Here is a 13149-nt window from a genome sequence, read left to right as displayed (position 1 = left end):
ACCCCGGGGGTTCCCCCGGACGGGAAAGACGGCTCGTCAGCGCGGCGGTGCGGTGCTCTGCCGCACCACCAGCGTGGTGGCAAGCTCGATTCGGCGGTGTTCGGGCTCTTCACCACGTGCCAGCGTGATGGCGAGACGGGTGCCCGCCGCGGCCATGTCCTGCAGCGGCTGCCGGACCGTGGTCAGCGGCGGGCCCACCCACTGGGCGACCGGGAGGTCGTCGAAACCGATGACGCTCAGGTCGTCGGGGACGCGCAGGCCGGCGGCGCGGGCGGCCTCGTAGACGCCGAGCGCCTGGAGGTCCGAGCCCGCGAACACGGCGGTGGGCGGCTCGGGCAGCTCCAGCATCTGCGCGAACTGCGCGCGGCCGGACTCGACGTGGAAGTCGCCGTAGCGGACCAGGGCCGGGTCGACCGCGAGGCCCGCGGTCTCCAGCGCGGCGCGGTAGCCGTCCACCCGGGCGCGGCTGCACAGCACCCGCTCCGGGCCGCCGATCATGGCGATCCGGCGGTGGCCCAGTTCGATCAGGTGGCGGGTGGCGGTCAGGCCGCCGTTCCAGTTCGTGGCCCCTATGGAGGGCGTCTCCAGCTGCGGCTCGCCGATCGGGTCGACCACCACGACCGGGATGTCCCGGGCGCGCAGCTTCGCCAGCTGCTGCGAGGTCAGGTCGGAGAACACCGAGATCACCGCGAGCGGCTTGCGGGCGATCACGCCCTCCAGCCAGCCGTGGCCCGGGGTGAGCCGGCCCTGGGACTCGCTGAGCACGAGCGCCAGGCCGTTCTCGGCGGCCACCTGCTCGGCGCCGCGGATGATCTCCAGCGCCCAGGCGCTCTCCAACTCGTGGAACATCAGCTCCACCAGGTTGGACCGCCGCGACCGCTCGTCCGACCGGCGCTGGTAGCCGTGGCGGCGGATGATCGCCTCGACCTTCTCCCGCGTGTGCGGCGCGACGTCGGCGCGGCCGTTCATGACCTTCGAAACTGTCGGTACCGACACCCCGGCCTCGGCGGCGATGTCCGCGATGGTGATCTTGCTCGTGGCGGTGCCATCCGAGGTTGGCTGGGCTTTGGTCGGCATGGGCCGCAGTCTACGGCAGCAACGCGCGTGGAAGGCTGGTCAATGTGGTGATCGCAAAGCGGTGTGGCTCACTCCGTGAGATCCACAGAGGTCGAAATTGTCGAATTACTTTTCGAAACTGTTCACACACGCGGAGGGGGCGTGGCCGTTGGGAGAGAGGTTGGACGGCCACGCCCCTGGCGCGGGGCCCCGCGTCGTCGCGGGGCCGGGTGGGTCGGTTACTTGCCGAAGCCGGCCGTGAGGCCGCTGAGCAGGAACCGTCGCCCGAAGAGGTACACCGCGAAGATCGGCAGCACGGACAGCGTCACGGCCGCCAGCAGCGCGGGCACGTTGGTGCCGAACTGCCCGCGGAAGTCCCACAGCCCGAGGGTGAGCACGCGGGTCGACTCGGACTGCGTGAGCACCAGCGGGAACAGGAACCCGTTCCACGCGTTGAGCGCCGTGTAGACCACCACGGTCATGATCGCCGGCCTGGCCAGCGGCAGGACCAGCGACATCAGCACCCGGAACGGGCCCGCGCCGTCGATGGACTGCGCCTCGTACAGCTCGCGGGGCACCTCCCGCAGGCTGTTGGTCATCACCAGCGTGGCCACCGGCAGCGCGAACGCCGCCGTGGGCAGGATGATCGCGAGCAGGGTGTCGTACAGGTGCATCCGGGTGATCAGCAGGTAGATCGGGATGATGGTCGCCTGCGCCGGGATGGCCAGGCCGATCAGCAGCAGGGTGAACCCGCGCTGCACGAACCGGGCCCGGCTCCGCGCGACCGCGTAGGCGCACGGCACGGCCACGACCACCACGATCGCCACCGTCGCCACGGTGACGATCACGTTGTTGAGCAGGTACTGGCCGAAACCGCCCGTCAGCACCGTCTCGTAGTTCTCGAGGGTCAACGCCTCGGGGATCGACCACGCGCTCTTGCCGAGGTACTCGGTGCGGGTGCGCAGCGACACCGTGATCAGGTAGACCAGCGGTCCGAGGACCAGCGCCAGCCACGCCAGGGAGAACAACCCGGCGAGCCAGTTCGGACGAGATTTCACGACCCCTCCTGCTGGCTGCTCATCGAGCGGAACCCGCTCCAGCGCATGACCGCCACCGACAGCGCCGTGCCCAGCACGACCAGCACGACCGCGATCGAGCTGGCGTAGCCCATCTCGAAGCCGCTGAAGCCGGTGATGTACATGTGCAGCGGCAGGATGCGGGTCGCGGTGCCCGGTCCGCCGTTGGTGAGGATCAGCACGGTGTCGAACGTGGTCAGCGAGCCCACCAGCATGAGCACCGACGACGTCACGATCGTGTACCGCAGCTGCGGCAGGGTGATGTTGCGGAACTTCCCGAACCGCGAGGCGCCGTCGATGGTCGCCGCCTCGTACAGCGACGGCGGGATAGCCCGCGCCGCGCCCTGGTAGAGCAGGGTGTGGAACGGGATGTACTGCCACGAGATCACGAACACCACGGTGTAGATGGCGATTTCCGTGTCACCCAGGAACAGCGGACCGCCGACGAAGGCGCCGAAGTTCGGGTCGAGCAGCACCTGCCACAGCAGCGCGATCGCCGCCGTGGACAGCAGCAGGGGCAGGAAGAAGATCGAGCTGAGCACCGCGCGGGACCGTTCCTTGCCGGCCGCCCAGACCCCGATCAGCAACGCGATCGGGGTCTGGACGAGCCAGGACACGACCATCAGCAGCACGGTCCGCCCCACCGAGGCGTGGGCCTCGCCGTCCTCCATCAACCGGGTCCAGTTGTCGACCCCGTTGACCTGGGGAGTCCCCAGGCCGTCCCACGTGGTGAAGCTCAGGTAGACCACGATCACCATGGGGAGGGCGGCGAACAGGGCGAAGAAGGCGAACGCCGGTACGGCGTACCAGCCCGAAGGTCGTTGGGACGACATCAGCGCGCGGCCACCGCGTCGACGAACTGCTGCGGCGAGACCTTGCCCAGGAAGAACTCCTGGAGCTGGGTCAGCATGAACGTGGCCTTGTCGGCCGGCAGGTCCTGGTCCCAGGAGAGCTGGAAGTTCTTCGAGTCCAGCACCATCTGGTAGACCGAGGTCGTGTAGTCCGCGTTGGCCGCGGCCTTCAGCTTCTCCTCGGCGCCGACCACCGGCGGCACGTCGCCGGCCGCCACCAGGGACTGCACGTACTCGTCGGTGTGCAGCGCGGTGGTGAGGAACTTCTTCGCCGCGTCCTGGTTCTTGGAGTCGGAGGTCAGCGAGTAGAAGTTGCTGACGTTGCCGACCAGGTTCGACGGGTCGCCCTTGCCGCCGGGGATCGTCGGGAACTCCACCCAGCCCAGGTTGCCCTGCTTCACGAAGTCGGGGCTCTGGTCGAGCTGGTTGGTGTACTCCCACGAGCCCATCAGGTGCATCGCGGCCTTGTCCTGGGCCAGGATCGTCGACGCGCCACCGGCGTCGTAGCCGACGGAGGAGAAGTTGTCTCCGAAACCGCCCCGGTCGATCAGCTCGCGGAGCTTGGTCATCGCCTCGACGACCTCGGGGGCCTTCCAGTTCTCCGGGCCCTCGTCACGGATCTTCTTGAACACCTCGGGGCCCGCGAAGCGGTCGAGCACGTACTCGGCCCACATCAGCTCGGTCCACGCCTGGGTGCCGGCCAGGGCGATCGGCGTGATGCCCTTCGCCTTGAAGGTGTCGACCAGGGAGAGCAGGTCGTCCCACGTCTTCGGCGGCTGCGCGCCCGCCTCGGTGAAGACCTTCTTGTTGTAGAACAGCAACACCGGCTGCATGCCGCGCATCGGCACGCCGTAGATCTTGCCGTCGAGCTCGGCGCCCTGCAGCACGCTCGGGATGAACGCGTCCTTGACCGCCTTGTTCTCGTCGAGCAGCGAGGTCAGGTCGGCGACCTTGCCCGCGTCCACGTACTCCTTCAGGTTGCCGCCGCCCCAGTTGAAGAACAGGTCCGGCGCCTGCGGCGACCCGATGGCGACGCGCAGTCGCTGCTTGTACGGGTCGTTGCCGAAGGTCTCCAGCTTGGCGTTGCCGCCACTGGACTTGAAGGCGTCGAGCGACTGCTGCTCGATCTTGTTGAGCACCTGGTCCTCCAGTGCCCACACCCTCAGCTCACCGGCGCCGGACTCGGCCGGCCCGGAGGAGCCGCACGCGGAAGCCACTACTGCCGCGACGACGAGCCCCATTGCCACGAGGGGACGCGTCCATGATCGGCGGGACATGCAACCGCCACCCTTCTGCCACGCTGCGGAAATGTTCGTGGCATCGAAACATTTCGAAACATCCACGACTTGCGGAGAACCTAGACGGGTACCGGACGCGTGTCAAGGCTCACTCTGAACTGAGACGAGGTCGCGTTTCTGCACGTCAAAGGGTCACTCTTGTGTTTCGATCGAGTTTCGATACTATCGGCCCATGCGTCGAGCCACGTTGGCCACGATTGCTGCTGCAGCGGGGGTGTCCCTCCCGACGGTGTCCAAAGTCCTCAACGGGAAGGACGACGTCGGCGCGGAGACCAGGGCTCGCGTGCGGCAGCTCCTCGCCGAGTACGACTACGTGCCCGTGGGGTCCCGCCGGGCCTCGGGGCACATGTTGGTCGACCTCGTGTTCACCGCCCTGGACAGCCCCTGGGCGGTGGAGATCATCCGCGGCGTCGTCGACACCGGGCTGCACGTCGTCGTGTCGTCCACCGACAAACCCCGCCACCACGCGTCCTGGGCGGCGTCGCTGGTCGAGGCCAGGCGCGCGGGCGCGCTCCTGGTGACCTCCCAGCTGACCGCCGCCGACCGGCGGGTGCTGGCCGACTCGCGCATCCCGGTGGTGGTGATCGACCCCGTCGACCTGCCGCAGCCGAACGTGCCCAGCGTCGGCGCCACCAACTGGGCGGGCGGCCTGTCCGCCACCGAGCACCTGATCCGGCTGGGCCACCGCCGCATCGGCGTGATCGGCGGACCGGCCGGGATGCTGTGCAGCCGCGCCCGGGTCGACGGCTACCGCGCCGCGCTCGACCGGGCGGGCATCCCGTTCGACCCCGAACTGGTCAAGAACGGCGACTTCAGGCACGAGGGCGGGTTCCGGCGCGCCGCCGAGCTGCTGGCGCAGCCGCAGCGCCCCACCGCGATCTTCGCGGGCAACGACGAGCAGGCGCTGGGCGTGATCGAGGCCGCCCGCGTCGCCGGGCTGTCCGTGCCCCAGGACCTGAGCGTGGTCGGGTTCGACGACTTACCGGTCGCCGTGTGGTCGTCTCCCGCGCTCACCACGGTGCGCCAGCCGCTCACGGAGATGGGCCGCCACGCCGGCCGGATGCTCGCCGACCTCATCGCGGGCCGACCGGTCGAGACCGAGCGCGTCGAGCTGGCCACCGAACTCGTCGTCCGATCGTCAACGAAGGAGCCACCGTGCTGAACCCCTGGGCCGATCCCGGAAAGCCGACCGGGGAGCGCGTCGCCGCCCTGCTGGCCGAGCTGACCCTGGAGGAGAAGCTGGCCCAGCTGGTGGGCGTGTGGGTGGGCATCTCGGACGGCGAGGAGGTGGCTCCCGCGCAGCACGAGTTCGCCGAGCCGCTGCCGCCGTGGGACGAGCTGACCAAGCCCGGCCTCGGGCAGCTGACCCGCGTGTTCGGCACCGGGCCCGTCGACCCGCTGGTCGGCGCGAAGGTGCTCGCCGAGACCCAGCGCAGGCTGGTGGCCAACAACCGGTTCGGCATCCCGGCCATGGCGCACGAGGAGTGCCTGGCGGGCTTCACCGCCTGGCAGGCCACGGTGTTCCCGGTGCCGCTCGCGTGGGGCGCGTCCTTCGACCCCGAGTCGGTCGAGGTGATGGCCCGCGAGGTGGGCCGCGTGATGCGCGACCTCGGCGTCCACCAGGGGCTGGCGCCGGTGCTCGACGTGACCCGAGACCCCCGCTGGGGCCGCACCGAGGAGACCATCGGCGAGGACCCGTACCTCGTGGGCCTCGTCGGCGCCGCCTACACCCGCGGCCTGGAGTCCAGCGGGATCGTGGCGACCCTGAAGCACTTCGCGGGCTACTCCGCCTCGCGCGCCGGCCGCAACCACGCGCCGGTCCACATGGGACCCCGCGAGTTCGCCGACGTGGTGTTGCCGCCGTTCGAGATGGCGCTGCGCCTGGGCGGCGCGCGCTCGGTGATGAACTCCTACGCCGAGATCGACGGCCTGCCGCCCGCCTCGGACCCGTCCCTGCTCACCGACCTGCTGCGCGAGCAGTGGGGCTTCGCCGGCGTGGTGGTCGCGGACTACTTCGCGGTGTCGTTCCTGGAGACCACCCACGGCGTGGCCGGCTCGCCCGGCGAGGCCGCCGCGCTGGCCCTGACCGCCGGCATCGACGTGGAGCTGCCCAGCGTCCGCTGCTACGGCGAGCCGCTGGCAGAGCTGGTGCGCTCCGGCCGGGTCGACGAGGCGCTGGTGGACCGCGCGGTCACCCGCGTGCTCACCCAGAAGTGTGAACTCGGCCTGCTGGACGAGGGCTGGCAGCCCGACTCGCCCGCCGTGCTGCGCGGCGAGCCGGTCGACCTCGACCCGCCCGCCCTGCGCGAGCTGGCCCGCACCATGGCCGAGCGGTCCGTGGTGCTGCTGGACAACGCCGCCGGCGTGCTGCCGCTGACGTCGCCGGCCAAGCTGGCCGTCGTCGGGCCGTGCGCGGACGACCTGCTGTCCATGATGGGCTGCTACTCCTTCCCCAACCACGTCGGCGTGCACCACCCCGAGGTGGCGCTGGGCGTGGAGATGGACACCCTGCTGGCCGCCGTGCGCAAGGAGTTCCCGGACGCCGCGGTGAGCACGGCGAAGGGCTGCGAGGTCTCCGGCGACGACCGGACGGGCATCGCCGAGGCGGTCGACGCGGCGCGGGACGCGGACGTCGTGCTGGCCGTCCTCGGCGACCTGGCCGGGCTGTTCGGCCGCGGCACCTCCGGCGAGGGCTGCGACGCGGAGGACCTGTCGCTGCCCGGCGTGCAGGGCGAGCTGCTGGAGGCGCTGCTGGCCACGGGCAAGCCGGTCGTCCTGGTGCTGCTGGCCGGCCGGCCGTACGCGCTGGGCGCCTACCGGCCCGCGGCCGTGGTGCAGGCGTTCTTCCCGGGCGAGGAGGGCGCGGGCGCGGTGGCCGGCGTGCTCAGCGGCCGGGTGAACCCGTCCGCCAAGCTGCCCGTGCAGGTGCCGCGCACCCCCGGCGGGCAGCCCACCACCTACCTGCACCCGAAGCTGGGCGCCAAGGGCGGCATCAGCTCCGTCGACCCGACCCCGCTGTACCCGTTCGGCCACGGCCTGTCCTACACCTCGTTCGAGCTGTCGGACTTCGCCGCGGGCGACGAGCTGCCCACCGACGGCGAGGTCGAGGTGTCGTGCCTGGTGCGCAACACCGGGGCGCGGTCCGGCGCCGAGGTCGTCCAGCTCTACCTGCACGACCCGGTCGCCACCGTGACCAGGCCGGTGCGCCAGCTCGTCGGGTTCGCCCGGGTCGAGCTGGAGGCGGGCGAGCAGCGGCGCGTGGCGTTCCGGCTGCACGCCGACCGCACCTCGTTCACCGGCCGCGACGGCCGGCGGGTCGTGGAGACCGGCGAGGTCGTGCTGCTGGTGGGCTGCTCCAGCGACGACGTCCGCTGGGAGAAGCCGGTCCGGGTGACGGGCGAGCAGCGCGTCGTCGGCCACGACCGGGTGCTGGACACCCCCGTCGAGGTCGGCTGACGACTGCCACGAGCTGGTCGTGGACGAAGGGACCCCGGACCGAGCTGCCGGGGTCCCCGGAGAGCCGCCGAGTCCACCGACCGGGCGGCCGCGAGGGGGCTATGGCGGTGGCCCCCTCGCGGTTTGCCGGTGACCGCCGCCCGCTCAGAGGGTGGCGCGCAGGTGGCGCAGCCGCCGCTCGTCGTGCACCCGCGGCACCGTGTGGCCGCTGAACGGGAACACCGCCATCTCCTTCGGCGCGGTGATCTCGTTGTACGCCGCGTACACCGTGGACGGCGGGCACACCTCGTCCATCAGGCCCACGCTCAGCAGCGACGTGGCCGTGATCCGGCGGGACAGCAGCGCGCCGTCCACGTACCGCAGGGTGTCCAGCGCCTGCGGGATCAGGTCCACGTGCTGGGCCAGGAACTTCGAGATCTCCGAGTACGGCTCGGCGGCGGTGATGGTGATCGCCCGCTGGAAGTCGCACAGGAACGGCACGTCCGCGTGGCACACCTTGACCGCGTCGCCGTTCAGCGCCGCCGCGGCCAGCGCCAGCCCACCGCCCTGGCTGCCGCCGGACACCGCGAGCCTGGTCGCGTCCACGCCGTCCAGGGAGGCGGCCACCTCCACCGCGCGGGCGGCGTCGACCATCAGCCGCGTCACGTAGTAGGTCTCCGGCGAGGCGATGCCCCGCGTCATCACGCCCGGGTGCTCCGGGCCGGCGAACCCGGAGTCCGCCGTGGCGCCCAGCGTCCAGCGCCCGCCCTGGCCGCGGGTGTCCATCACGAACACCGCGTAGCCCGCCGCGGGCAGCAGCACGTGCTCCGACGGCAGCCCGCGGCCGCCGCCGTAGCCGATGTAGCTCACCACGGTCGGCAGCTCGGCCACCCCGGACCCGGCCGGCCGGAGGTACCAGCCGCGCACCCGGTCGCCGCCGTAGCCGGAGAACTCCACGTCCCACACCGGCAGCGGGCCGTAGGCGTCCGCGGCGTACGGGGTCAGCACCGGCGGCAGCGCGGCCACCCGCGCCTCCTCCAGCCTCGCCTTCCACCACGCGTCCAGGCCGTCCGGTTCCTCGGTGGCGGTGCGATAGGTGGCCAGTTCCCGCTCGGACAGGTCGAACCAGGGCACGGAGGTCCCCTTTCCCCAAGATCGGTGAAGCGCTTAATCACCCTACCGGGGCGGACCGTCTCAACAGCGGTCTAAACTCATGATCACGGATCGAGGAGGCGCGGTGGGAGCTAAGCGTCCGACCATCTCGGACATCGCGAAGGCGGCCGGCGTGTCCACCGGCGCGGTGTCTTACGCGCTCAACAACCGGCCGGGCGTCTCCGAACCCACCCGCCGCCGCATCATGGACATCGCCGACCGCCTCGGCTGGGTGCCCAGCAGCGCTGCCCGCTCCCTCAGCGACGGCCGCGCCAACGCCATCGGCCTGGTCGTGGACCGGCCCGCCAGGGTGATCGGCGTCGAGCCGTACTTCATGCAGCTCATCTCGGGCATCCAGGGCGCGCTCGCCGGCGGTCCCACGTCGCTGCTGCTCCAGGTCACCGACAACGCGGCGGCCGAACTGGCCGCCTACCGGCGGTGGTGGGGCGAGCGCCGGGTCGACGGCGTGCTGCTGGTCGACCTGGTGCAGAACGACCCGCGCGTCGAGCTGGTGCAGGAGCTGCGGCTGCCCGCCGTGGTGCTCGGGGAGCCGGTGGCGCCGGAGGTCCCGTGCGTGTGGACCGACGACGAGACGGCCGTGGTCGAGGTGCTGGAGTACCTGGTCGCGCTCGGCCACCGGCGGATCGTGCGGGTCGCGGGCCCCACCAGGTTCGTGCACACCCAGACCAGGTCGCGGGCCTTCACCACCGCCGCCGCCCGGCTCGGGCTGGGCGAGGCGCGGGTGGTGCACGCCGACTACTCGGACGAGGCCGCGGCCCGCGTCACCCGCCGCGTGCTGACCGGCGGGTCGCCGCCCACCGCGCTGGTGTTCGACAACGACGTGATGGCGGTGTCCGCGCTGGGGGTGGCGCACGAGCTGGGGTTGGGCGTGCCGGACCATCTGTCCCTGGTCGCCTGGGACGACTCCGCGCTGTGCCGCCTGGTCAGGCCCGCGCTGTCGGCGGTGCGCCGGCCGATCGCCGAGCGCGGCGCCGCCGCGGTGCGGCTGCTGCTCGACGTGATCGGCGGTGGGGCGGTGGAGCAGGTGAAGACCTCCGACCCGGAGCTGGTGCCCCGGTCGAGCACCGGGCAGGCGCCCGCGGGCTGAGGGGTCTGGTCTGAGAGGTCTGGGCCGAGGCGGCCGGGCGGGGTTGAGCCGGTCTTGGGCTGGGTTGGGCTGGCCGGGCTGAGCTGGTTGGGCCGGGGCCGGGGCCGGGCTGGGGCGAGGGCAGACCGGGTGTGGGCGCCGTGTCCTGTTCCGGACAGCCCGTCGTGCCGGCCTGGACGCGGGCCGTTCCTCCGGGCAAACTTGGATCGTTTTCCGGGAGCGCTCCCAGTTGCGTCGAGCGCTGCCCAAAAACCCTTCTGACCTGCGCTTTTGCGCAAATTGCCCGTTGACACTTAAGCGGTTAATTGCTTGGGTGTGGATGCCCGCCCGTCGGGCGGGCGCGCTGCCCTGCGCTCGCAAATGTCAGTGTCGACAACTCCGCGAGGTACACCCATGCGCAAGCGATTCGCCTTGGTCGGCGCAGCCGTCGCCGCCTTGGTCCTCTCACTGCTGACGGTGGTGCCGGCCCAAGCGGCCGCCGGCTTCACCGTGGGCAACGGGCGCCTGCTGGACGCCAACGGCAACGACTTCGTGATGCGCGGCGTCAACCACGCGCACACCTGGTACACCGACCGCACCACCCAGGCGCTGAAGGACATCAAGGCCACGGGCGCCAACACCGTCCGCGTCGTCCTCTCCAGCGGTGACCGGTGGACCCGCAACGACGCCTCCGACGTCGGCAACGTGATCAGCCAGTGCAAGGCCAACAGGCTCATCTGCGTGTTGGAGGTGCACGACACCACCGGCTACCAGGAGCAGAGCGGCGCCGTCAGCCTGGCCCGCGCCGTGGAGTACTGGAAGAGCGTCCAGAGCGCCCTGGCCGGCCAGGAGAAGTACGTCATCCTCAACATCGGCAACGAGCCGTGGGGCAACACCGGCTACACCGGCTGGACCCAGGCGACCAAGGACGCCATCACGTCGCTGCGCTCGGCCGGCTTCGAGCACACGATCATGGTCGACGCGCCGAACTGGGGCCAGGACTGGGCCTTCACCATGCGTGACAACGCCCAGTCGGTGTTCGCCGCCGACCCGCGGCGCAACACGGTGTTCTCCATCCACATGTACGGCGTGTTCGACACGGCCGCGGAGGTCGACGACTACCTCAACCGGTTCGTGTCGGCGAAGCTGCCGATCGTGGTCGGCGAGTTCGGCCACGACCACAGCGACGGCAACCCCGACGAGGACACCATCTTCGCCACCACCCAGCAGCTCAAGCTGGGCTACCTGGCCTGGTCGTGGTCCGGCAACGGCGGCGGCGTCGAGTACCTGGACATGGTCACCGGCTTCAACGCCGCCCAGCTGACGAGCTGGGGCCAGCGCGCGATCAACGGCGCCAACGGCATCAAGGCCACCTCCAAGGAGGCCAGCGTCTACGGCGGTGGCGGCGACCCGGTCGACACCACCCCGCCCAGCACGCCCGGCACCCCGACCGCCGGCGGCGTGACCTCGTCGTCGGTCACGCTGACCTGGGCCGCCTCCACCGACGACGTCGGCGTCGCCGGCTACGACGTGGTGCGGGTCAACGGCACCACCGAGACCCAGGTGGCCACCTCCGCCACCGCCGGCGCGACCGTCACCGGCCTGTCCGCGGGCACCGCCTACACCTTCGCGGTGTACGCGCGGGACGCGGCGGGCAACCGCTCGGCCCGCTCGAACACCGTCACCGCCACCACCCAGACCGGTGGCGGCGGCCCGGCCGGCTGCGCGGTCACCTACAAGGTCGCCGGCCAGTGGCAGGGCGGTTTCCAGGGCGACGTGAAGGTCTCCAACACGGGCGCCACCGCGGTCAACGGCTGGACGCTGCGCTGGACCTGGGCCAACGGCCAGACCGTGTCGCAGTCGTGGGGCGCCACGACGAGCCAGTCCGGCGCGGCGCTGAGCGCGACCAACGTGTCCTACAACGCCGCGATCCCGGTCAACGGCTCGGTGAGCTTCGGCTTCATCGGCTCGTGGAACGGCGCCAACGCCGCGCCCACGGCGTTCACCCTCAACGGCGCGTCCTGCACCACCGCCTAGGGGGATCGCGATGTCGAGGAAGATCGCGACGGCGGCGCTGCTCGCGGCGCTGGCCACGCTGGTGGGCCTCCTCGTGTCCGTGCCGGGGCAGGCGTCCGTGCGGGCCGCCGCCCCGACTCGGATCATGCCGCTCGGCGACTCGATCACCGGGTCGCCGGGCTGCTGGCGCGCGTTGCTGGACCGGGACCTGCGCGCCGCCGGGCACGCGGACATCGACTTCGTGGGCACCCGCGCCGGCGACGGCTGCGGTTTCGCCTACGACGGCGAGAACGAGGGGCACGGCGGGGCGCTGGTCACCGCGGTGGCCGACCAGAACCAGCTCGTGGGCTGGCTCGACGCCACCGACCCGGACGTGGTGATCATGCACTTCGGGACCAACGACGTGTGGAGCAACCGGTCCACGGCGACCGTCCTGGCCGCCTACTCCAAGCTGGTGGACCAGATGCGCGCCAACAACCCGTCGATGGAGGTCATCGTCGCGAAGATCATCCCGATGGCGGCGAGCGCCTGCGCCGAGTGCCCCCAGCGGGTGGTCGACCTGAACGCGGCGATCCCGGGCTGGGCGGCGGGCAAGTCCACCGCCCTGTCACCGATCACCGTGGTCGACCAGTGGACCGGGTTCTCCACCGGGAGCGACACCTACGACGGCGTGCACCCGAACGCCGCCGGTGACCGCAAGATCGCCGACAGGTGGATCCCCGCCGTGGTGGCCGCGCTCGACGGCACCACGCCCACGTCCACCTCCACCAGCACGACCACCAGCACGACGACCACCACGACCACCACCACGTCGCCGGGCGGGACGTGCGCGGTCGACGTCGTGGTCGGCAACCGGTGGCCGGGCGGGTTCTCGGCCACGATCGCGTTCCGCAACTCGGGAGGGGTGGCGAGCCGGAGCTGGTCCGTCCGCTTCGACCTCGGCGCGGGGATGACCGTGGCCCAGGGCTGGAACGGCACGTTCAGCCAGAGCGGCCGCACCGTCACGGTGGCCAACGCGTCGTGGAACGGGTCCGTCCCGCCCGCGGGCTCGGTCACCGCCGGGTTCAACGGCACCGGTGACCCGACCGGCTGGAACCCCGCGCCGACCTGCGCGCTGGGCTGACCGGAGCGCACGAGAGCCGGCGACGCGCCGCCGGCTCTCGTGCGACGGCGCCCGG

The 13149-nt window shown here is 71.5% G+C and carries 10 protein-coding genes; 5 read left to right on the top strand and 5 right to left on the bottom strand.

Annotated elements, in window-relative coordinates:
• Positions 1-36: 36 nt before the first annotated feature.
• From ACFV4N_RS19760 to ACFV4N_RS19745, 4 genes are all read right to left on the bottom strand, one after another.
• Positions 37-1077: a LacI family DNA-binding transcriptional regulator gene (locus tag ACFV4N_RS19760; protein WP_499674007.1), complete on the bottom strand. Its 1041-nt coding sequence runs from the start codon at positions 1075-1077 to the stop codon at positions 37-39.
• 218 nt (positions 1078-1295) lie between these two features.
• Positions 1296-2114, bottom strand: coding sequence for a carbohydrate ABC transporter permease (locus tag ACFV4N_RS19755; RefSeq protein ID WP_499674006.1), 819 nt, complete (start codon positions 2112-2114; stop codon positions 1296-1298).
• Complete coding sequence (locus tag ACFV4N_RS19750; protein WP_499674005.1) at positions 2111-2965, bottom strand: carbohydrate ABC transporter permease; 855 nt, start codon at positions 2963-2965, stop codon at positions 2111-2113. Before ACFV4N_RS19750 ends, ACFV4N_RS19755 begins: the two co-directional genes overlap by 4 nt.
• On the bottom strand, positions 2965-4224 hold the full coding sequence (locus tag ACFV4N_RS19745) for an extracellular solute-binding protein (RefSeq protein WP_499674004.1): 1260 nt from the start codon (positions 4222-4224) through the stop codon (positions 2965-2967). Before ACFV4N_RS19745 ends, ACFV4N_RS19750 begins: the two co-directional genes overlap by 1 nt.
• Positions 4225-4453: 229 nt before the next feature.
• Between ACFV4N_RS19745 and ACFV4N_RS19740 the strand changes: the two genes are divergently transcribed.
• Together ACFV4N_RS19740 and ACFV4N_RS19735 are read left to right on the top strand one after the other, a co-directional pair.
• Complete coding sequence (locus ACFV4N_RS19740) at positions 4454-5443, top strand: LacI family DNA-binding transcriptional regulator (protein WP_499674003.1); 990 nt, start codon at positions 4454-4456, stop codon at positions 5441-5443.
• The gene (locus ACFV4N_RS19735; protein ID WP_499674002.1) at positions 5437-7737 is read left to right on the top strand and encodes a beta-xylosidase/alpha-l-arabinosidase; all 2301 of its coding nucleotides are present in this window, start codon (positions 5437-5439) and stop codon (positions 7735-7737) included. The genes ACFV4N_RS19740 and ACFV4N_RS19735 overlap by 7 nt, the downstream gene beginning before the upstream one ends.
• Before the next feature lie 144 nt (positions 7738-7881).
• On the opposite strand, the gene ACFV4N_RS19730 is transcribed toward ACFV4N_RS19735, so the two are convergent.
• Entirely contained in the window at positions 7882-8850 is a 969-nt protein-coding gene (locus ACFV4N_RS19730) for an acetylxylan esterase (RefSeq protein ID WP_499674001.1), read from the bottom strand.
• A 103-nt stretch (positions 8851-8953) separates the two neighbouring features.
• On the opposite strand from ACFV4N_RS19730, the gene ACFV4N_RS19725 reads away from it, so the two are divergent.
• The 3 genes from ACFV4N_RS19725 (at position 8954) to ACFV4N_RS19715 (ending at position 13094) form a co-directional block, all read left to right on the top strand.
• The gene (locus ACFV4N_RS19725; protein ID WP_499674000.1) at positions 8954-9976 is read left to right on the top strand and encodes a LacI family DNA-binding transcriptional regulator; all 1023 of its coding nucleotides are present in this window, start codon (positions 8954-8956) and stop codon (positions 9974-9976) included.
• A gap of 393 nt (positions 9977-10369) precedes the next feature.
• Positions 10370-11992 (top strand): cellulase family glycosylhydrolase, encoded by a 1623-nt coding sequence (locus ACFV4N_RS19720; protein WP_499673999.1) that lies wholly within the window; start codon positions 10370-10372, stop codon positions 11990-11992.
• A 10-nt stretch (positions 11993-12002) separates the two neighbouring features.
• On the top strand, positions 12003-13094 hold the full coding sequence (locus ACFV4N_RS19715) for a cellulose binding domain-containing protein (protein ID WP_499673998.1): 1092 nt from the start codon (positions 12003-12005) through the stop codon (positions 13092-13094).
• Positions 13095-13149 lie beyond the last annotated feature (55 nt).

Source organism: Actinosynnema sp. NPDC059797 (assembly GCF_042732085.1).
GTDB lineage: Bacteria > Actinomycetota > Actinomycetes > Mycobacteriales > Pseudonocardiaceae > Actinosynnema.
This window is presented reverse-complemented; position numbering and strand designations above follow the sequence as displayed.

Bases quoted from the DNA above. Each gene is read 5' to 3' on its own strand.
- ACFV4N_RS19745 (WP_499674004.1), bottom strand. From the start codon at position 4,224: ATGGGGCTCGTCGTCGCGGCAGTAGTGGCTTCCGCGTGCGGCTCCTCC.
- ACFV4N_RS19750 (WP_499674005.1), bottom strand. From the start codon at position 2,965: ATGTCGTCCCAACGACCTTCGGGCTGGTACGCCGTACCGGCGTTCGCC.
- ACFV4N_RS19760 (WP_499674007.1), bottom strand. From the start codon at position 1,077: ATGCCGACCAAAGCCCAGCCAACCTCGGATGGCACCGCCACGAGCAAG.
- ACFV4N_RS19740 (WP_499674003.1), top strand. From the start codon at position 4,454: ATGCGTCGAGCCACGTTGGCCACGATTGCTGCTGCAGCGGGGGTGTCC.
- ACFV4N_RS19715 (WP_499673998.1), top strand. From the start codon at position 12,003: ATGTCGAGGAAGATCGCGACGGCGGCGCTGCTCGCGGCGCTGGCCACG.
- ACFV4N_RS19720 (WP_499673999.1), top strand. From the start codon at position 10,370: ATGCGCAAGCGATTCGCCTTGGTCGGCGCAGCCGTCGCCGCCTTGGTC.